Origin of the sequence: Nocardiopsis ganjiahuensis DSM 45031 (genome assembly GCF_000341085.1) — a bacterium.
Classification (GTDB): domain Bacteria; phylum Actinomycetota; class Actinomycetes; order Streptosporangiales; family Streptosporangiaceae; genus Nocardiopsis; species Nocardiopsis ganjiahuensis.
In genome coordinates this window covers 120,166-140,699 of the sequence record NZ_ANBA01000018.1, presented here as the reverse complement: position 1 = coordinate 140,699, position 20,534 = coordinate 120,166, and the positions used below count along the sequence as shown (strand labels likewise).

General features: G+C 71.5%; 15 protein-coding genes. 2 read left to right on the top strand and 13 right to left on the bottom strand.

Annotated features, from left to right (window positions below; all coding sequences use genetic code 11):
• Window positions 1-489: 489 nt before the first annotated feature.
• Window positions 490-1,284 (top strand): DUF3152 domain-containing protein, encoded by a 795-nt coding sequence (locus D458_RS0125295; RefSeq protein WP_017589513.1) that lies wholly within the window; start codon window positions 490-492, stop codon window positions 1,282-1,284.
• A 24-nt stretch (window positions 1,285-1,308) separates the two neighbouring features.
• Here D458_RS0125295 and D458_RS0125290 read toward each other — a convergent pair whose 3' ends face one another.
• A complete protein-coding gene (locus D458_RS0125290; protein ID WP_017589512.1) occupies window positions 1,309-2,490 on the bottom strand; it encodes an esterase/lipase family protein in 1,182 nt (393 codons plus the stop codon).
• 456 nt (window positions 2,491-2,946) lie between these two features.
• Between D458_RS0125290 and D458_RS0125285 the strand changes: the two genes are divergently transcribed.
• On the top strand, window positions 2,947-3,432 hold the full coding sequence (locus tag D458_RS0125285; RefSeq protein WP_017589511.1) for a Rieske (2Fe-2S) protein: 486 nt from the start codon (window positions 2,947-2,949) through the stop codon (window positions 3,430-3,432).
• 132 nt (window positions 3,433-3,564) lie between these two features.
• Here the strand turns inward: D458_RS0125285 and D458_RS0125280 are convergent, their stop codons facing one another.
• The 12 genes from D458_RS0125280 to D458_RS0125220 all read right to left on the bottom strand — a co-directional run bounded on the left by D458_RS0125280 (window position 3,565) and on the right by D458_RS0125220 (window position 20,331).
• Window positions 3,565-4,968, bottom strand: coding sequence for an ABC transporter substrate-binding protein (locus tag D458_RS0125280; RefSeq protein WP_026119672.1), 1,404 nt, complete (start codon window positions 4,966-4,968; stop codon window positions 3,565-3,567).
• 32 nt (window positions 4,969-5,000) lie between these two features.
• Entirely contained in the window at window positions 5,001-5,936 is a 936-nt protein-coding gene (locus D458_RS0125275; protein ID WP_017589509.1) for a carbohydrate ABC transporter permease, read from the bottom strand.
• A complete protein-coding gene (locus D458_RS0125270; protein ID WP_017589508.1) occupies window positions 5,933-6,874 on the bottom strand; it encodes a carbohydrate ABC transporter permease in 942 nt (313 codons plus the stop codon). Before D458_RS0125270 ends, D458_RS0125275 begins: the two co-directional genes overlap by 4 nt.
• Window positions 6,875-7,243: 369 nt before the next feature.
• Window positions 7,244-8,854, bottom strand: a complete 1,611-nt coding sequence (gene cimA, locus D458_RS0125265) for a citramalate synthase (protein WP_017589507.1) — start codon at window positions 8,852-8,854, stop codon at window positions 7,244-7,246.
• A gap of 345 nt (window positions 8,855-9,199) precedes the next feature.
• Window positions 9,200-9,832 (bottom strand): hypothetical protein, encoded by a 633-nt coding sequence (locus tag D458_RS36145; protein WP_026119671.1) that lies wholly within the window; start codon window positions 9,830-9,832, stop codon window positions 9,200-9,202.
• A 178-nt stretch (window positions 9,833-10,010) separates the two neighbouring features.
• On the bottom strand, window positions 10,011-11,126 hold the full coding sequence (locus D458_RS0125255; RefSeq protein ID WP_017589506.1) for a branched-chain amino acid aminotransferase: 1,116 nt from the start codon (window positions 11,124-11,126) through the stop codon (window positions 10,011-10,013).
• Between the two features lie 223 nt (window positions 11,127-11,349).
• Complete coding sequence (locus D458_RS0125250; RefSeq protein ID WP_017589505.1) at window positions 11,350-12,414, bottom strand: 3-isopropylmalate dehydrogenase; 1,065 nt, start codon at window positions 12,412-12,414, stop codon at window positions 11,350-11,352.
• A gap of 615 nt (window positions 12,415-13,029) precedes the next feature.
• On the bottom strand, window positions 13,030-14,664 hold the full coding sequence (locus tag D458_RS0125240; protein WP_017589503.1) for a glycosyltransferase: 1,635 nt from the start codon (window positions 14,662-14,664) through the stop codon (window positions 13,030-13,032).
• A gap of 9 nt (window positions 14,665-14,673) precedes the next feature.
• Window positions 14,674-16,272 carry a glycosyltransferase gene (locus D458_RS0125235; RefSeq protein WP_017589502.1) on the bottom strand — a complete coding sequence of 533 codons (1,599 nt, stop codon included), beginning with the start codon at window positions 16,270-16,272 and terminating at the stop codon, window positions 14,674-14,676.
• Window positions 16,269-18,098 (bottom strand): glycosyltransferase, encoded by a 1,830-nt coding sequence (locus D458_RS0125230; RefSeq protein WP_017589501.1) that lies wholly within the window; start codon window positions 18,096-18,098, stop codon window positions 16,269-16,271. The genes D458_RS0125235 and D458_RS0125230 overlap by 4 nt, the downstream gene beginning before the upstream one ends.
• Window positions 18,095-19,957, bottom strand: a complete 1,863-nt coding sequence (locus D458_RS34250; RefSeq protein ID WP_017589500.1) for a glycosyltransferase — start codon at window positions 19,955-19,957, stop codon at window positions 18,095-18,097. The genes D458_RS0125230 and D458_RS34250 overlap by 4 nt, the downstream gene beginning before the upstream one ends.
• Window positions 19,954-20,331, bottom strand: a complete 378-nt coding sequence (locus D458_RS0125220) for a hypothetical protein (protein WP_017589499.1) — start codon at window positions 20,329-20,331, stop codon at window positions 19,954-19,956. Before D458_RS0125220 ends, D458_RS34250 begins: the two co-directional genes overlap by 4 nt.
• Window positions 20,332-20,534: the final 203 nt, after the last annotated feature.

The window sequence follows — 20,534 nt, the reverse complement described above, 5'->3', positions numbered from 1 at the left end:
CCTGTTTCACTCGCTCTTGCCGCTTGAAGGGTAGCGGCGCCGGAGGTGGTCGTGCCCTATAAGTCCGGCGTGTGGCCTTGGTGTCGGGTCACAGTCGGGGTCCGTTCAGGGCCGGGCGGCACCGACAAACAGCCGAAGCCGTGACACACCCGTATTTCCCGGGGCGCCGCCTGGCCCTTCCCGGGAGCGATCTCTGGCATGCTGGGTGCGTTGTCCGAAGCCCTCGGGAGCCGCCGCTCCGAGGGTCGGCGGTACCGCCCCGAGTGGGCGGGAACACCGCCCAGGGTGGCCGCCGCGACACTCGGCCATCCCGTGGGGACGCCTCCACCGACCGCTCTGGTCGGAGCGGCCCCGCGGCCGCCGGAAGGCGTGGGAGGCAGGGCCTCCCCCGTCCGGGTTCCGGCGGTACCACCGTCCACTGTCGAGAGGTTGAGCCTCGTGCCCGCTCCCGCTTCCCGTGCCAGGCACCGCCGGCGCCGCCGGTACCCCATGGGCCTCGCCCTGGGTCTGTGCCTGGTCTCGGGTGCCTCCGCCGTGCTGATGGTCAGCGTGCCCGAACCCGGCTCCGAACCGGACGTGACCCAGGAGACCTCCACGACCGGACCGGTCGGTGACGGGGTCCCCGACGACAGCGACCGCCGCCACCCCTCGCCCGACGACGTCGCCGACGCCAGTGCGAGTCCGAGCGGCCCCTCCTCCGGCCCGTCACCCACGGAGGAGGAAGAGGAGCTCCCGCTCCTGCTGCGTTCGGTGGTGGAGGAGGTCGACTCCGCCGACGGCGACCTCGAGGTGATGAAGGGCGAGAGCGACGTGATGGGCGACGGCCCGCTGACGACCTTCGCGGTGGAGGTCGAGAAGGGCCTGCCCGGTGAGGCCGGGGACTTCGTGGACGCCGTCGAGGAGATCCTGGGCGACCCCCGCAGCTGGGGCAACGACGGGGACCGGTCGCTCCAGCGGGTGGACGGCGACGACGCCGACATCCGGGTGCTGCTGGCCGCCCCGGACACGGTCGACCGGCTGTGCGCACCGCTGCGCACCAACGGGTTCGTCTCCTGCGCCAACGGCAACCGGGCCGTCATCAACCAGAACCGCTGGGTGACGGGCGTGGACCACTTCGGCGACGACCTGGAGACCTACCGGATCTACCTGATCAACCACGAGGTCGGCCACACCCTCGGCCACGGGCACGTGGACTGCCCCGGAGAGGGCGAGCCCGCCCCGGTGATGCAGCAGCAGACCCTGGGCCTCCAGGGCTGCGAGGCCAACGGCTGGGTGCACCCCTAGCCGCGGCCCCGCGCCGTGGAAGCCCTACTGGGGCAGGCGCTCCAGGATCCACTCACCCAGGGTCCGACTCATGTGCGAGTGGGGTTCGTTGGTCTCCGCCAACAGGAAGTCGTCGAGGTCGCTCGACTCACGGTGGAGGGCGTCGACCGCGGAGTACGGATCGTCCAGGTCCCCGATGGCGACGGCGCTGACCGAGGGCACGAAGCAGACCGACCGATGGGTGACCTCCGTCGGCCCTGTGAGCTCGAGCCGGTCGCCGGCGATTCCGAAGGTCTCCAGGGTGCCGCCGGGTGCTCCGTCGAGCGCGGGCAGCCCGGTGGTGCGGACCTCCTTCTCCGCGAACTGGCCCTTGAGCTGGGCGACCAGCTGCTTTTCGCCCTCGGCCTGGGTGTACAGTGCCGTCCCGGCGAACCAGCCTCCGCTGACCGTGACCGCGTCCTCCCCCGGCGGCACGCCGGGGCCGACACCGTTGCCGGTGCCGTTGGCCACACCGATCAGGCGCGGCACCTTCGGCCAGGAGCCGACCCTCTCCAGCTCCGCCAGGAACTCGGTGCGCAGGGCGTCCTCGGCCGGTTCGGCTTCGACGCTCTCGACGTGGCGCCACAGCAACTGTCGGGCGGCATCGCTGTTGATCTGCCGGGACAGCGCGGGGGTGGCGGTGAGGAAGTGCGCGAACTTCTGGAGCCCGATGGGCACCCATGCCCCCCTGTGCGGGCTGTCGAAGGACAGGTACAGCGCGGTCTGGTGATCCATGCGCAGTGTCTCCAGCTTGGCCAGCGCGTAGCGGGTGACGAGCCCGCCCATGCTGAAACCGCCCACGGTGAGGGGGGCGTCGCCCGACCGCTCCTGGATGGCACTGCGGATGGCCTGGATGGCGGTCTCCGCGTTGTCCAGGATCGACGCGCTGCGCTCGTCGTAACCGATCAGGACGAGGTCGTAGCCGCGCTGGCGCAGTTCGGTGACGAAGGCGTAGTCCCCGCGCTCCAGCGCCGCCCAGAGCTGGTCGAGCCGGCTGGGGCCGCTCTCGAACCCGTCGGAGAGGATCACCGGCCGTCGAAGGCCGGCTTTCGGGTTGCTCAGGTAGACCCAGGCCTTACCGCCCCTGAGCTCCCAGGTGGCGTCCGGTGCGGGCGCGGGTTCCACGGTGGGCGGGGCCGGAGCGAGGAAACCGAGGGGCTCCACGACGGGCTGTTGCTGGTCGGTCATCAGAACCGCTTTCACTGAGAAGGCGCGAGCGCCTGGGAATCGTGCGCGTGGGCGGCCCGCCGGAACACCGGGGGCCTCGCCGCAACCGTGGGGGCGGGACGGTGAGCGCACCGGATTCCTGCCCAAGCCGTCACCCTCCGGAAACGGGGCGCTACACGACCGCCGGAATCCCGTCCGCTATACACCGGTTGACGGCTTCTCTCCACCGGGTAGCGACCGGTCCCGAACTTGGATTACGGTGCGGTCGCGCTCGGGAAGGGCGCCCGAACCGAACCGGGGCGCGCCGCGCGCCGAACGCCCCTCGGACAGGTCGGCGGATTTCCCGGACACGGCGGGTGCCCACCGTGTTCCATGGGTCATGGCCCCCGTCCGAGCGGGGGCCGTCCGTCACCCGTGGGGGCCCGGGCCCCGCACGGAAGTCCGCCCGCCCCGCGCCGGGCGAGAGAGTGAGGCCGCATGTGTGACTGCCGCGAACCCGTCCCCGAAGCCGTCCTGCCCGACGTGACCCGACGATCCGTGTTCGGAGTCGCCGGGGGCGGGGCCCTGGTCGGGGTGGTCACGGCCTGCGGTGGGGGCGAGGACACCGCGGACGACGACGCGGACCGGACGGAGGGCGGGGACCGGGCGGACGAGGACGTCGACCCCGATGACGTGGACGCCCCGATCACCACAACCGACGAGGTCCCCGTGGGCGGGGGCGCCGTCTTCAGCGAGCACGAGGTGGTCGTCACCCAGCCCGAGGAGGGCACCTTCCGCGCCTTCTCCACCAGCTGCACCCACGAGGGCTGCCCGGTCGACCAGGTCGCCGACGGGCAGATCCAGTGCCCCTGCCACGGCAGCCGCTTCTCCATCGAGGACGGCTCCCCGGTCGAGGGCCCTGCGGAGAGCCCTCTCGAGGAGATCCAGATCCGCGTCGACGGCGACTCCGTCGTCCTGGCCTGAGCCCGGGTACGCGAATCCGGGGCGGCGAACGGGAAGGGCCGCGGCGGGGTTCCCGCCGCGGCCCTTCACCGCGTCACCCGGACACTGCGCCACCCGGGCGCTGCGTCACCGGGTCGACGCGTCACCGGGTGTTCAGTCGCCGACGGACTCGTTGTACTCCTCGATGGTGCGGGACACCCCGGAGGCCGCCTCGGACATGGCGTCCTGGGCGGAGGTGTCACTGGTCAGGGCTGCCTCCCAGCCCTCCTCCGCGGCGACACGGGCGTCGGACATCACGCCCATCATGCAGCCCGCGGTGTTCTCGTTGATCTCGGAGTCCGCCAGCTGGTCGGCGGCCACGGAGAACTGCGGGAACTCCTCGGCCCGCTCGGTGGCCTCCGGGCCGTCGTAGCCCTCGGTGTTGACCGCCAGGTATCCGGTCCCCGCGTGCCAGACCGACTGGGACTCCGGGGTCAGCAGGAACTGGATGAACTCCCAGGACCCGCGGATCTCCTCGGGGGTGTGGCCCTCGCCGTTGATCCACAGCGAGGCGCCGCCGATGATCGAGCCGCCCGGGTCGTCCGCGCTGATCAGCGGGAAGTACCCGGCGCCGACCTCGAAGTCGGACTGGTCGATGAACCCGCCCAGGGCGCCGGTGGACTCCAGGGTCATCGCGGCACGGCCGGAGGTGAACGCGGCCTGGCCGTCGTCGGTGTTGCGGCCGATCTGGACCGCCAGGTCGTCCTCGATCATCTGCTCCCACCACTCGACGAGCTCGACGACCTTGGGGTCGTCGAAGAGCACCTCGGTGGCGCGGCCGTCGCGGCCGTTGGAGTTGTCGCAGTACGGGGTGGAGGCGCGCGCCATGAACTGCTCGATGAACCACCCGTACACGGAGGCTCCGAAGCCGTACTGGACCACGGTGCCGTCGTCGTCGGTGACGGTGAGCTGCTCGGCCGCCTCCCGGATCTCGGCGAGGTCGGCGGGCGGGGAGTCCGGGTCGAGCCCGGCCTCCTCGAAGGCGTCCCGGTTGACGTACATCAGCGGGGTCGAGTTGTTGAAGGGGAACGACCGCAGCTCGCCCTCGACCGTGAAGTAGTTGAGCAGCGCCTCCTCGATCGTGGAGGTGTCGTAGCCGTCCTCGTCGAGGAAGGACTGCGCGGGCACCGTCTGCGCGGAGTCGATCATGAACTGCGTACCGAGGTCGAAGATCATGATCAGCTCGGCGGTGTCGCCCTGCTGGATGGCGGCGCGGTGGTTGGCCAGGGCGGTGTCGTAGTCGCCCTGGAAGGACCCGGTCACCTCGACCCGGCCCTCGTTCTGGGAGTTGAACTCCTCGATCAGCCCGTCCAGCACCTGGCCGTTGGTGGCGTCCATGCTGTGCCAGAACTCGACCTGCACCGCCTCGTCGAGACCGTCCAGGACCTCTGCTCCGGGGGCGGTGAGGTCACTGCCGCCACCGCTGTCGCCGTCGCCCGAACAGGCGCTGAGGAGCAGGCCCAGGCTCGCGAGCAGTGCCGCGGCCTTCACACCGCGGCGTCGGGGGATACGTTTCATGTGCTACTCGTCTCCACTAGGTGTTTCGCGCCCTACTTGACCGCGCCCGCGGTGAGGCCGCGGACGATGAAGCGCTGCCCGAAGATCACGAGGGCGAGCGTGGGCAGGACCGACAGCGCGGCGCCGGCCAGGAGGAGTCCGGGGTTGGAGGACTCCCCCACCTTGAGGCTGTTCAGGCCGATCTGGAGGGTCTGCATCTCGGTGCTGCGGGTGATGATCAGCGGCCAGAAGTACATGTTCCAGCTGGTGATGAACACGTACATGCCGACCGCGGTCAGGGCCGGCTTGCTCAGCGGCACGAGGATGGTCCACAGGAACCTGAGGTGTCCCATCCCGTCGATGCGCGCGGCGTCGTACAGCTCCCGGGGGAACTGCTTGAAGCTCTGGCGCAGCAGGAACGTGCCGAACGCGTAGGCGAGGAAGGGCAGGACCAGGCCGGCGTAGGTGTCGCCGAGCCCCCACCCGGTCAGGGTGAGGTAGTTCGGGATGAAGGTCGCCTCGGCGGGGACCATCAGGGTGGACAGGAACAGCGCGAAGACCACGGCGCTGCCCCGGAACCGCAGGAACACGAACGCGTACGCGGCCAGCGCCGACGTGAACAGCTGGCAGAGCGTGATGATCCCGGCCATGACCAGCGAGTTCGTGTACATGCGCAGGAGCGGGACGGCGGCGAGCGCGCCCTGGACGTTCTCGGGGTGCACGCCGGTGGGCAGCAGCCGCGGCGGGAACGTGGACAGTTCGCGGGGTTCCATGAAGGTGCCGACGAACATGTAGTACACGGGGAACAGCACCGGGACCAGGAACGCGGCCAGCAGGAGGAACAGCAGGACCCGGCCGAAAACATGCCCGAACCCGTGCCGGTGGCGCGCGCGGGCGCGGACGGGTCCGGTCCGTTCGGGTTCCCGGACCGTGCCGGTCGCGGTGCCGGTACCGGCGGCGCCGACCGCGGCGGAGGGTTCGCGGCTCATGAGTAGTGCACCTTCCGCTCGATGACACCGAACTGGATCACGGTGCACACCAGGACCACCGCGAGCAGGACGAGCGCCTGGGCGCTGGCCCGACCGAAGTCGCTGGTCCCGTAGGCGAAGGCGTCCTGGTAGATGGAGTAGACGAGGGTGGTCGTGGAGCCGACCGGCCCTCCCCCGGTGAGGATGTGGATCTGCCCGAAGCTCTGGAGCGCGTTGATCGTGGAGATGACGATCAGGAAGAAGAGCTGCGGTCCGAGCATCGGGACGGTGACGTCCCAGGCCAGGCGCGGCCCGGTGGCTCCGTCGATGCGGGCGGCCTCGTTGACCTCCTTGGGGATCGCGCCGATCCCGGCGGCGAGCACGAGGACGCCGTAGCCGAGGTTCATCCACACCGTGGTGATGGCGACCGACCACAGGGCCATCTCCTGGGAGGTCAGCCAGGGGACCTGGTCGAGGCCCATGCGGTAGAGGATGCCGTTGAGGACGCTGTTCCCGGGGCTGTAGAAGACCGCGAAGACCACCGAGGCGCTGGCCACGGAGAAGGCGAACGGCAGGGCGAAGGCGCCGCGCAGGATCCTCTGCCCGCGCAGCACCCCTTCCAGGAGGAGGACCACCGCGAGGGCTCCCACGACGCCGGGGACGACGACCCCGAGGGTGAAGACCAGGGTGGTGAGCAGGATCCGCCCGAACTCGGGTGAGACCATCTCGGCGAAGTGGCTCAGGCCCACGAAGCGGTTGGGGCGGCCGATGATGTCGTTGCCGTGCATCGACAGGTAGACGGTGCGGCCCAGCGGATAGATCAGGAAGAGGGCGAAGACCAGCACGGAGGGGGCGAGGAAGCCCCAGGCGAGGGTCGCGTCCCTGGCGGGGCGGGTGCGTTTCGACGTGGGGGGCGGTGGTGACGCGGCACGGCGTTCGGACACCGGGCCGGGGGTCACGCTCCTCCCCCCGTCCGGTCGGACGGTGGCTGAGGACACGCCCCGAAGTCTTCACGGGGCAGGTGACCTGCGGTTCGCACGGAGGCGAACTGCGCGCCAACGAAAGGGCGCACATCGGTTATGGCCGGCATCTATCACCACTCGCACATCTCGGACTGTCTCAAAGTCCGCAGTATCGAGTGGCCGGGGTCACACTGGCTATGGCCTCGAGGACAGGTCTGTCTCACCGCGAGGTAAGAAGCGACCGCCTGACCCCGGGTTTCGGGATCAGGCGGTCGCGTGACGAGCGACGGGGCGGCTGTGGCCCTCCCGTCGTCCGGAGGACACCGGGCGGGGCCCGGAACGGGTCCCGGGGCCGCGGGGGCCCGCTCAGTCCTGGGGGTAGCCCTGGCGCAGGAGCCCGTAGGTGATGGCCTGCTCCAGCGCCACCCAGGAGGCGTCGACGACGTTCGGGCCCACGCCCACCGTCGTCCACTCTCCGCTGCCGTCGCTGAAGGTGACCAGGATCCGGGTGATCGCGTTGGTGCCCGAGCTGCCCTCCAGGATGCGGACCTTGTAGTCGGTCAGCTCCAGACCGGCCAGCGCGGTGTAGACGTTCTCCATCGAACTGCGCAGCGCCCGGTCCAGGGCGTTGACCGGACCGTTGCCCTCTTCGGTGGCGATGACCCGCTCACCCTTGACCCGGAGTTTCACCGTGGCCTCGCTGAGGCTCTCGTAGTCGCTGGACAGCGGGCTGGTTCCCACGGCCGGGCGGCGTTCGGTGATGACGCGCCAGGACTCGGTCTCGAAGTAGCGGACCGGTGCGCCGAGCTCCTCGCGCAGCAGCAGCTCCAGGGAGGCGTCGGCCGCCTCGAAGCTGTAGCCGGACAGTTCGAGGCTCTTGACCCGGTCCACGACCCGCCCGGACACGGTGCGGTCGCCGGCCAGGTCAAGGCCCAGCTCCTGGGCCTTGAGCTCGATCGACGCGCGCCCGGCCATGTCGGAGACGAGCATGCGCATGCGGTTGCCGACCAGTTCGGGGTCGGTGTGCTGGTACAGGTCGGGGTCGACCTTGATCGCCGAGGCGTGCAGCCCGGCCTTGTGCGCGAAGGCCGAGACCCCCACGTAGGGCTGGTGGGTGTCGGGGGCGAGGTTGACCAGCTCGGCGATGGCGGTGGCCACGCGGGTCATCTCCGGCAGGCAGCCCTCGGGCAGGACGTCCTCGCCGCGCTTCAGGGTGAGCGCGCCGACCACGGAGAAGAGGTTGGCGTTGCCCACGCGCTCGCCGTAGCCGTTGGCGGTGCACTGCACGTGGGTGGCGCCCGCGTCCACAGCGGCGAGGGTGTTGGCGACGGCGCAGCCGGTGTCGTCCTGGGCGTGGATGCCCAGGCGCGCGCCGGTCGCCTCCAGCACCTCGGTCACCACCCGGGTGACGTCGCTGGGCAGCATGCCGCCGTTGGTGTCGCACAGCACCACCACGTCGGCGCCCGCGTCGGCCGCGGCGCGCACGACCGCCAGGGCGTACTCGGGGTTGTGGTGGTAGCCGTCGAAGAAGTGCTCGCAGTCCACGAACACGCGTTGGCCGTGTTCACACAGGTGCGAGACGGTGTCGGCGACCATCGCGAGGTTCTCGTCGAGGGTCGTGCGCAGGGCGCGTTCGACGTGTCGGTCGTCACTCTTGGCGACAAGGGTGACGACCGGCGCGCCGCTGTCGCGCAGTGCGGCCACCTGAGGGTCGTCGGCGGCCCGCACACCGGCCCGGCGGGTCGCGCCGAACGCGGTGAGTTGCGCGTGCTTCAGCGTCAGCTCTTGTGAAGCCCGCTGGAAGAACTCGGTGTCCTTGGGGTTGGCCCCGGGCCATCCGCCCTCGATGAACGCCACCCCGAAGTCGTCGAGCAGCTTCGCGATGGCCAGCTTGTCGGAGACCCTCAGGTTGATCCCCTCGCGCTGGGCTCCGTCGCGCAGCGTGGTGTCGAAGACGTGGAAACTGTCGTTCCGCATGGGTGGAACTCCCGGTCGGTGCTGTGTGTGGCGGCCCCGGCCAACAAAAAAGACCCCTCGTGGACACGAGAGGTCAGCGCGCTGGCAGGGTCCGGATTCTTCCCTGCGTCTACGCGGGAAGTCGTCAGCCAGCGCGCCCCAAAATAATGAGTACCTGGGACAGCATGTCGTCAGTGTGCCACAAAGGCGCGGGGAAGGCGCAGCTCGGGGCCCATTTGTCTCGCACCGCGAGACGGAAGTTTCTCAGAACGGACAAAAGCACAGGCGGAGGCCGTGAACCCCGTGAGGGGGCCGCCCGGTGGTGCGAGCGGCCCCTCCCTGCCCGCGGGATCCCGGTGGAAGGGGTCAGGGGCGGGTGTCGGGCGCCACTTCGTAGAACTCCGAGTAGTCGAGCTCGGGCACCTGCACCACCACATCGGCCTCGGCTGCCTCGCGCAGGGCGTCGAGCTCCTCCTGGGTGATCTGCGGCTCCATCGGCGGGCGGTCCTGCGGGGTGTTGAGCATCTCCTCCAGGATCTCCTTGCGCGGGTCGACCCAGCCGGGGTCTCCCTCGGACAGGGCCCCGGGGGAGGCACCGCCACCCCCGGGCTCGGCGGCTCCTCCGGATGTCCCGGCGGCGTCTCCAGGGCCCCGCGCAGGGGCTTCTCCGGCGGACTCGGCCGCCTGTTCCTCCCCGTCGGCCTCGGCGTCCTCGGGCTGGGCCGTGCCGGTCAACGGGGTGGTGCGGCGCTCCGAGGGGCTCTCGTCCTCGTCCTCCGCCACCGCGGGGAGCGGGTCGGGCGGGTCGAGGGCGGTGACCACCTCGTAGGCGGTGAAGGCCGCCCCGCCCACCACCAGGCCGGCGGCGGCGACCAGGGCGACGCGTGCGGGCCAGGGGAAGGAGGTGCGGCGTGCGGTGCTCTCGTCCGCGGAGGAGGCACCCGGCGAATCCGCGGCTGTGTCGTTCCCGGGGGCGGAGGGAACGGAGGGTTCGGACACGGAAGGCTCCTTGGGGGAAGGGTTTGCGGGGAACTCGGAGCGGGCCGAACCAGGATAGACAGCGGCCGGGACACACGGAGGGCCGCCACCGGGTTGCGGTGGCGGCCCTGGCCGGGTCCCGGACCTCCCTGGTTCGGGAGGCCGGGGTCCTGGAAGCCGGGTTTTACGGAAGCCGGATCTAGAAGCGGGTGATCCAGCCGTGCTTGTCGTCGCGCAGGCCGGTCTGCAGGCCCACCAGCTCCTCGCGCAGGCGCATGGCGACCGGGCCGGGCGTGCCGTCGCCGATGGTGAACTCGCCGTCGTCGCTCTTGACGTGGCCGACCGGGGTGACCACGGCGGCGGTGCCGCAGGCGAAGACCTCGGTCATCTCCCCGGACTCCGCGGCGGCCTTCCACTCCTCGATGGACAGCGGCTCCTCCTCGGCCGGGATGCCCAGGTCGGGGGCGAGGGTCAGCAGCGACTCACGGGTGATGCCGGGCAGCAGGGTGCCGGTCAGCGGGGGCGTGCGCAGGCGGGCGTTCTCGCCCTCGCCGAACACGAACCACAGGTTCATGCCGCCCATCTCCTCGACCCAGCGGTGCTCGCGGGCGTCCAGCCACACGACCTGGTCGCAGCCCTTCTCGACCGCCTGCGCCTGGGCCAGGAAGCTCGCGGCGTAGTTGCCGGCGAACTTCGCGGCACCGGTGCCGCCCGGGGCGGCGCGGGTGAAGTCCTTGGACAGCCAGACCGTCACCGGCTTGACGCCGCCGGAGAAGTAGGAGCCCACCGGCGAGGCGATGAGCAGGTAGACGTAGCTGCGCGAGGGGTTGTTGACTCCCAGGCCCACGTCCGTGGCGATCATGAACGGGCGCAGGTAGAGGCTGAAGTACTCCTTCGACGGGACCCAGTCGCCGTCGTGCTCGAGCAGCAGCTCGATGGACTTGAGGAAGAGCTCCTCGGGCAGTTCCGGCATCGCCATCCGCGCAGCGCTGCGGTTGAAGCGGGCCGCGTTGGCCTCGGGGCGGAAGGAGGCGAGCGAACCGTCCGGGTGGCGGTAGGCCTTGAGCCCCTCGAAGATCTCCTGGGCGTAGTGCAGGGCCGCGGTGGCCGGGTCCAGGCTCAGCGGACCGTACGGCTCCAGCTTGGCGTCGTGCCAGCCCTTGCCCTCGGTGTAGCGGATGGTCACCATGTGGTCGGTGAACACCTGACCGAACCCGGGGTTCTCCAGCAGTGCCTCGCGCTCCTGCGGGGTCTTCCGCCGGTCGGAGAGCTGGATGTCGAACGTCAAGCCAGTGGTGGTGGCGTTGTTGTCCATGTTGTCGGTGGTCCTCTCGGGTGCAACGGGTCGGCAGCGCCGCCGACCTGGGATCTAGTGTGTCGGAAGAGCGCACCCGGTGCCAGACCGGAGCCCGGGAGTCAGACCGGGGTCAAACAGACAGCGGGCGCGCTGGAGTGTTTCCTGGCGCGCCCGCTGCTGGTCACAGTTGGATCGTCTGACGGCCGCGCCTCGAAAACGGGCAGGGCCGACGGGGGTCTCGTCAGCCCTGCTCGGCTACTCGCGCGGCGAGGTCGTCGCCGATCTGGGTGGTGCTTCGGACCGCGCCGCCCTGGGCGCGGGTCTTCAGGTCAGCCGAGACCGCGGCCTCGATGCGGCGTGCGGCTTCGGGGACCCCCAGGTGGTCCAGCATGGTCGCGGCCGAGAGCACCGTGGCGGTCGGGTCGGCCTTGCCCTGGCCCGCGATGTCCGGCGCGGAACCGTGGACCGGCTCGAACATGCTGGGGAAGGTGTTGTCCGGGTTGATGTTACCGCTCGCAGCCAGCCCGATACCGCCGGTGATGGCAGCGCCGATGTCCGTGATGATGTCACCGAAGAGGTTGTCGGTGACGACCACGTCGAAGCGGCCGGGCTGGTTGACGAAGAACATCGCGGCGGCGTCGACGTGGCAGTAGTCCACGGAGACCTGCGGGTACTCGGCCCCGACCTCCTTGACGGTGCGCTGCCACAGCTCGCCGGCGAAGGTGAGGACGTTGTCCTTGTGCACCAGGGTCAGCTTCCGGCGGGGGCGGACCGCGGCCTTCTCGAAGGCGTAGCGGACCACGCGCTCGACGCCGTATCGGGTGTTGACGCTGTCCTGGGTGGCGATCTCGTGCGGGGTGCCCTTGCGCAGGACGCCGCCGGCGCCCGCGTAGGGGCCCTCGGTGCCCTCACGCACGACCAGCATGTCGATGTCCTCGGGGGCGACGCCCGCCAGAGGGCTCTCCACGCCGGGGTAGAGGCGCACGGGGCGCAGGTTGACGTAGTGGTCGAAGTCGAAGCGCAGGCGCAGCAGCAGACCGCGTTCCAGGACACCGCTGGGGACGGACGGGTCGCCGACGGCGCCCAGGAGGATCGCCTCGTGCTCGCGCAGTTCGGCGGCGACCGAGTCGGGCAGCGTCTCACCGGTGCGGTGCCAGAGCCTGGCGCCCAGCTCGTACTCGGTGGTGTCGACGGCCAGGTCGTACTGGGCGGCCGCGACCTCCAGCACCTTGAGACCCTCGGCGACCACCTCGGAGCCGATCCCGTCACCCGGGATCACGGCCAGTTTCACGGTGCGAGCTGCCATAGGACTGCCTCTAACTCAGACGTGGCCCCGCCATGGAATTCTCACATAGCGAGATCAGATGAACAGTAGGTGAGACAACTGTACCGGCCCCGAGGACCGGCACAGTCGACCGCCTCCGCACCGACCAGCCACGGGCGACTAGTCGCGACGGTTGATGGCGTCCTGCAGGGCGCGGGCGATCTCGTCGTCGGCGTCGGGCGTGGACGGGTACTCGATCATGTCGTACATGCGATCCTCCGGATGCTCTGCGTGACGGCGGGAGCGTGCGGCTCGGCCGTCGGCGTTCGACGGTGGTGTGCGTCCGGGGCCGGGTGGCGATCGGAGCCGAAGGCCTTCACGGACGCGCGACGTGGGCGGCGTTGTCCACGGAAAGGGACAGGAGCTTCGCCCCGGCGGGATCGTCTGCCGGAATCGCCGGCGCGGGCCCCGGTGGGGGCGAGCGCAGCGAGGGACCGCGGTGCCTGGCGGTGGAGCCGACACCACTGACTCCTAGGACTTCAGAATATCGGATGTCCAACTATATGACCAGCAATTCTCACATGGCGAGACGATTTTGCGTTTTCGCTGGTCACAGCAGGTTGGAGCAACCGGTCTCATCCGACGAATCCCCCTGGCTCACTTCCGGACTCCGCCGAGCAGGAGCCGCGCGCAGCGCCCCCGGGTCAGCGCCCGGATCCGTCGCTCCCACCGCTCGGCCTCCTTCTGCCAGCGGGCCGCCTCCTTCTCCGCCTTGCGCATCCTCTTGTGCCAGTCCTTCGGCGGCCCGTCCCCGTCTCCCTCGACCCAGGTGAGGACCTCGGCGCGGTCCAGCTCGTGGACACCCCACAGTTCGGCCACCGCGGCGTCGCGGTCCGCTTCTCCCGCTCCCAGGTGCCCGGCCCGGGCGAAGGCCGCGGTGCGCTCCAACCGCAGGAGGCGGTCCCGCTCTCCCCCGCCCGGGACGCGAACGAGCCCCGCGCCCTCCCGGTCCGCGGTGCCGGTCAGAACGCGCACCGCGGACCGACGGGTACGGACGCCCGGCGACAACAGCAGCCGGAAGGGGACGTCCGGGTCGGGTTCCGGGTCGGTCCCGGCGAAGCGCACCCTCGGCTCGCACCGGTAGTTCTCGTGAACGAGCCGCACGTCCACGGCCGGGTCGTCGATCGTGCCGTGCCGCCCCGGCGTCACCCGCCACCACTCGCCCACCAGCGTGATCCGGATGTCTGCCACGTCACCGGCCAGCAGGGCGTCCACCGTCCCGGACACCTCGTCGAACCCGCGGCCGGCCGTGTCGACCACCACGTCGACGAAGGGCACCGCCCAGGACCGCCCGGGGCTCCTGCGACGGGTGCCCTGCCGGGGCACCCGGTTCTCCGCGAACGGCCTCCGGTAACGCGCCGACTCGTCCCCGCGGCGCTCCGTCGTCGGCCGTCCCAGGTGCAGGCCGGAGGCCTCGTGTTCGGGGACGAACACCGCGCCCCGCTGGGAGAGCCGGTAGCCGAGTTCGCTGTCCTCCCCCATGACCAGGTCCGCGGCCGTTCCGCCGACGGCGTCGAGCAGCTCGCGCCGCACCGAGGCCGTGGCTCCCGTGAACACCTCCCAGGCCCGGTGTCCGGCGGAACGCAGACCGTCGGTCCGCTCCAGCACCTCGGTGATCCACTCCATGCTGCCCGCGCCCAGGCCCAGGGGCTCGGCCGCCCCCGTCGCAATCACACGTTCGCGCACCTCGGCGGGGGTGAGTCCGGTATCCGGGTCGTCGCTGAACACGACCCAGCCCATGACGACGAGGTAGTCGGCGACATGGTGCCAGCGCATCTGCGCCTCGACGTGACGGCGGCCGACGACCATGTCGGAGTCCAGCCGCAGCACGACGGGCGCCGCCGTGGCCTCCACACCCGCTCGGACCGCGTGCCCGGGGCCCCACCCGTGCGAGGGCGCGGTCACCAGGCGGGTGTGCTCCGGACGGATCGGCGGCAGGCGCAGCGCCGGATCACTGCCGTCGTCCACCACCACGACCTCGGTCAGGCCGCCCGGATAGCTCTGCGCCGCGAGGGAGGCCAGGGTCAGGTCCAGCTTCTCCTGCCCGCCGCGGGCCGGGATGACCACGGCCACCGCCAGCTCGGGCTCCCACTCCCCCAGCGGCGGGGGTTCCAACACCGAGTAGTCGTTGCGGCGCAGCCTGGGCTGCGTGCCCCGGGACTGTGTGCCGGGAGTTCCTCCCCGCAGCGCCCCGTACACGGACTCCCCGCCCCGCGCGTCACCGTTCGCCATACGCTCCCCTCACCCTCGACCGATCGTCCGGCACAGGAGCCGGCCGACGCGGCTCCCGGTCAACCAACGGAAACGGCTCTTCAGCCCCTCGGCCCGGGCCCGGTGCGACTCGGCCAGGGCCTCTGCCCGTGCCAACCGCGCCCGCCAGTCCCGCGGGGGTTCCTCCACCGGCTTCTCCGGTGTGAACAGCGCCGACTCCCCGTCGAGCCAGTGCACTCCGAAGACCTCGTCCACCACGGCGTCCAGGTCGTCCTCCGTCGCCCCCAGGCGCCGTGCCCGGGCGAAGGCCGCGGCCCGCTCCAGCCGGGGCCCGCCCAGGTCGTCTCCGGGTGCGGTGGCGCGCACCAGCCCCGCGTTCGTCGCGTCGGCCTGCGCGATCATCCGCCTCACCCCATGAGGAGCCAGGGCCTGACCGGGGGTGATCAGCAGTCGGAAGGGGACGTCCGGGTCGGGCGCGGGCTCGTCCTGTACGAACTCCACCCGCGGCTCGCACCGGTAGTGCTCGTGGAGGAGCCGTACGTGCACCGCCGGGTCGTCCAGGACCGCGTGCCGCCCGGGTGTCACCCGCCACCACTCACCCACCAGCTGGACCCGCAGGTCGCACACCTCACCGGTCAACAGCGCGTCCACCGTCGCCGCCACCTCGTCGAACCGGGCCCCTGTCGCGTCGACCACCGCCTCGACCCTGGGCACCTGCCACTGCCGTCCGGGCAGGGTGCGCCCAGACCCGATGAGGGGGAGCCTGGTGCCGACGAAGGGGCGGCGGAACCGGGCCCCTTCCTCCTTCCGGCTCTCCATCTGCGGGAGGCCCAGGTGCCAGCTGCTGGTCTCTGACTCGGGGACGAACACCGCCCCGTTCTGGGCGAACCGGTACCCCAGGTGGGTGTCCTCGCCCAGGACCAGGTCGGAGTCGGCCCCGCCGGACTCCTCGAAGAACTCGCGACGCACCGATCCGCTGCCGCCGATGAAGAAGTGGAACGCCTTGTGGCCGGCGGAACGCAGGCCGTTCATCCGCTTGTAGGCGCGGCGCAGCCACTCCAGCTCCTCGCCCGGCCCCTCGGCCAGTGCTTCCGGTTCGCCCCGGCGCACCGCGTCGAGGACCCGGGCCGGATCGAGCGCCCCGGGCGCGTAGTCGACACAGCGCAGGTGGCCGGTGACGGCGAGGTAGTCGGCCAGGTGGTGCCAGCGCATCTGCGCCTCGACGTGCTCTCGGAAGGCGATCATGTCCGCGTCGAAGAACAGCAGCACGTCGGCCTCGGAGGCCGCCGCACCGGAGTTCACCGCGTGTCCGCGTGCCCAGCCGCCGGGCAGGCTCGGCACGATCCGGGTGTGCTCCGGACGGATCGGGGGCAGCCGCAGCGCCGGATCGCTGCCGTCGTCCACCACCACGACCTCCGTCAGGTCGCCCGGGTAGCTCTGCGCCGCCATCGACGCCAGGGTCAGGTCCAGCTTCTCCTGCCCTCCGTAGGCGGGGACGACCACGCTCACCGACAGCTCGGGCTCCCACTCCCCCAGCGGCGGCGGCTCCAACACCGAGTAGTCGTTGCGGCGGACGAGCGGGCGCGGTACGGCCGGTGCCCGCACAGGACCGCTCTGGACGAGCGTCATCGTCGGCTCCCGAAGGTCGTCGTGTCGGATGTGTTCGTGCCGGGGACCGGGCCCGGCACGTCGGCGGAGTCGGACTCCAGGAGCGCGCTGGGCCGCCAGCCGTGCCACTGGCGCTGGGTCCCCCGCAGGAAGTAGCCGCTGTCCTCGTGCCAGGTGTGACCGGACCTCCTGCGCCGGATGACACATCCCAGACCGTGGGTGCGGTAGATCGAACCGCCCGCGTCCCGCAGGTCGTCGAGAAGGGCGTTGTCCTCACCGAGCCCCATCGGTCGGAAGCCGCCGACCTCCTCCAGAACCGTGCGGTCGGTCAGCATCCCGGCTCCGGTCACGTGCCGGACGAAGCGCTCGGAGTGGATCGTGCGCCGCAGGGTGAGGTCCAGCTGTTCCAGGTGGTAGTACTCGGTCGCGCTGCCGACCAGGTCGGCGCCGGAGTAGCGGCGGGCCAGCACCAGGTCCGACAGGTGGTCGGGCCCGTACCAGTCGTCGTCGTCCATCTTGGCCACCAACGTGCCGCTCGCCCGAGCGATCGCCCCGTTCAACACCGAACCGAGCACCATGGCCGGGTCCGGCTCCCACACCACCAGCTCCCGACCCCGGGCCCGATAGGCGGCCACCGCCTCCGCCACCCCCGGAGCGTCCGTCCCGAACCCGTGCAGTGCCAGCACCGCCTGCACGTCGACGCCGCGCTGCCGGACCACCTGTCGCAGGGCGAACCCGACCATCTCCGGCCGACGCGTGCACAACACCACCGACACCGAAGGCTCCGGAGGAGCGCCCGGCCCGGAGCCGTACCACCGCGCGTACCGCCCGTGCAGCCGCAGCGCCGCCCGCCGCAACCGCACACTGTGCTCCTCGCGCAGCAGCTCGTCGGCCAGTTCCTCCTCGCGTGACCACGCGAGGAGGTCGTGGAGTTCCTCGCCCAGGGGGCGCGCCCACACCGGCGGCCGGGCACCCACGAGCGGGACACCGGCCGCGGCCAGGTTCGCCACCGTGCGCACCGCCGCCACCGGACCGCTGTGCCGGCCCCACTCCACCCGCACCGCACGCAGATCACGCAGACCCGCCACCACCGCATCGGACACAGCACCGTCCTCCGGCACCCGCCAACGCACCTTGCCACCCACAAGCAGCACCCACCGGCCATCACACGAGACCAACTGACCCACCGCGGCCTTGGAAACCCTCGTGAACCCCATCGGGTTCACCACCCGCTCATCCACAGCGGGAACATCACCCACCGACGGACGGGGGTACCCGGCGGTCCGGTTCACCGTCCCCGGAGCGCCCAGACGCCGCCAGGACAGGTCGTCCGCGGACCGGTCCGACGCACTGGGGAGCGGGGGCGGCGCCGGACTCCGGCGCCCGCCCACCAGCCCTCGTGCCACGGCGGCCAGTACCTCTCCCGTTTCGACCGGGTCGGTGAAGGAGAACTCCCACCACCAGCCCCGGTCCGGCAGGCGGCGTGTCCGTGAACTCAGCAGGCCGGTCCACTGCCCCAGGCCCGGCGGTGAGGGCAACGGCGGGCTCGGGCGCGGCGCGGCCTCCAGGACCGCGATCGCGACCCCGGACGCGGACGGCAGTCCGCCGCTCAGTGGGACGGCCGCGCGCAGGTCCGCCGTGGTCGCCGCGACGAGCACGGCCAGGTCGACCGCCCGGTCCGCCCCTCCGGCCGCCGCCGGTCGGCCCGGACCCAGGTCCAGGGCCCGAACCCCGGCCTCCTTCGCCACCCCTTCGACCGCCGCGGCGCTGCCCTCGCCCATGTGGCCGACCAGGGCCGTCCCCGCTCCGTGCGCCCGCAGCGCGCCGGTCAACAGCGTCTCGATCACCGCACCGCCCTCACAGGGTGTCCCCGCCCCTCGACGGGTTCGGTCAGATCTCTCCAGGTCCCGGCCAGTCCGGTCGGGGGCAGGTCCTCGGGGTCGGGCTCCAGCAGGGCGCTGGGGCGCCACCCCGGGAGCTGCCGCTCTCCGCACAGCCGGAGGAAGTACCCGGCGTCGACGCCCCACGTGTGCCCGGCCGCCTTGCGCCGGAGCACGTAGTTGCAGCCGTGGCCGCGGTGGATGCGGCCGCCCATGCGCTGGATCTCGGCCAACAGCAGCGTGTCCTCGGACGTGGGCACCGCCTGGAAGCCGCCCGTCTCCTCCAGCGTCCTGCGGTCCGTCAGCAGGGTGCCCCCGGCGGACTTGTGGTGCAGGGCGTCGGTCGTGTCGGCCAGGCGGACGGTTCGGTCGAGGGGCTCCAGGTAGACGAAGGCGGCGATGGTGCCGACCAGGTCGGCGCCGGAGTAGCGGCGGGCCAGCACCAGGTCCGACAGGTGGTCGGGCCCGGACCAGTCGTCGTCGTCCATCTTGGCCACCAACGTGCCGCTCGCCCGAGCGATCGCCCCGTTCAACACCGAACCGAGCACCATCGCCGGATCCGGCTCCCACACCACCAGCTCCCGGCCCCGGGCCCGATAGGCGGCCACCGCCTCCGCCACCCCCGGAGCATCCGTCCCGAACCCGTGCAGCGCCAGCACCGCCTGCACGTCCACACCCCGCTGCCGCGCCACCTGACGCAGAGCGAACCCGACCATCTCCGGCCGACGCGTGCACAACACCACCGACACCGAAGGCTCCGGAGGGACCGGAGTGACCGGAGTGACCTGACGGGCAGCGAGACCACGGGCCCTCGTGTACTGGCCGTGCAGCCGCAGCGCCGCCCGCCGCAACCGCACACTGTGCTCCTCACGCAGTTGGGCGTCAGCCATCTGCCGCTCCTGCGCATGGGAGATCAGGTCCGACAGTTCCGTTCCCAGACACCGGGCCCAGCGGGGCACCGTCCCGCTCACCAGGGGGATGCCGGCCGCGGCCAGGTTCGCCACCACGCGCACCGCCGCCACCGGACCGCTGTGCCGCCCCCACTCCACCCGCACCGCACGCAGATCACGCAGACCCGCCACCACCGCATCGGACACAGCACCGTCCTCCGGCACCCGCCAACGCACCCCACCGCCCACGGCCAGCACCCACCGACCACCACGCGAGACCAACCGCCCCACCGCGGCCTTGGAAACCCTCGTGAACCCCATCGGATTCACCACCCGCTCATCCACAGCGGGAACATCACCCACCGAGAGGTCGAGCAGCGCGGAGCGACCGGCGAGGGCGCCGGCGCGGCCCAGTTCCCTCCAGGTGGGTCCGGCGGCCGGGGGTGTGTGCGAGTTCTCCGGCAGCGGTGGTTCCTGGCACCGGCGGCCGCCCACCAGCCCTCGTGCCACCGCCGCCAGCACCAGCCGCACCTCCACCGGATCGGTGAAGGCGAGCGTGCACGACCACCCCCGCTCCGGCAGGCGGTCCACCTGGAAGTCGATCAGGCTCTCCCACTGCCCCAGGCCGGGCACCGGCGGGAAGGGCGGCCCGGTACGCGGGGCCGAGGCCGTGACCACGACCCTGATCTCCGCCGCCGGCGGCAGGGCACCGCTGAGGGGGACGGCCGCGCGCAGGTCCGCCGTGGTCGCCGCGAGGACCACGATCCGTTCGACGGGCCCCTCGAACGGGAGCCCGGCCGCGGCGCGCAGATCGACGACCTCGGCCCCGGGCTCGCGGAGTTCGGGGCCCGGAGCGGTGTTCGCGCCGATGCGGCAGAGCAGTGGGCGCCCCGGCCGACGGCCCCGGAGGGCCTCGGCCGGGGACCCGTCCGTCACGAGGCCGCCCGGGTGGGTACCGGGGCGCCCCCGAAGACCTGGACCTCGGAGAGCCCGCCGCGGATCTCGGTACGCAGTTCGTCCACGGACTCCGCCACGGTGTCCACCCGGGCGGTCAGGTCATCGGCCCGGCCGAACAGCTCCGCCCGGTTCTCCCCGGCGATCTCGGCGACCTCCCGCACCTGGCGGTCGAGGACGCGGCGCAGCTGCCTGATCTGAGTCGCGGTACGCCGCACGTGGATCACGAGCAGCACGATCAGGCCGGAGAGCACGGCCAGGGCGGTGATCTGCACAGCCGACCACACGTCGATCAGTCCCCGGGCGAGCAGGATTCCGAGCGCCCCGGAGACGGCTGCCACCGAAATCAAGAACATGACGGCAAGGCGCCGCCGCAGAATTCGCAATTCAAACCCCATTCACGAGTGCCGACGAGTCCGGCCTCGGCTGATTGCGCACCCGCGACCGGCTCGAGGACACAGTTCCACCGCACCCGTGGAAGTGAAGAGGCAGGCCACAGCGTGTCACACGATGTTTGCCAATTCCTGACACACATTTCGACAGCGGCGCGAAAACAGGG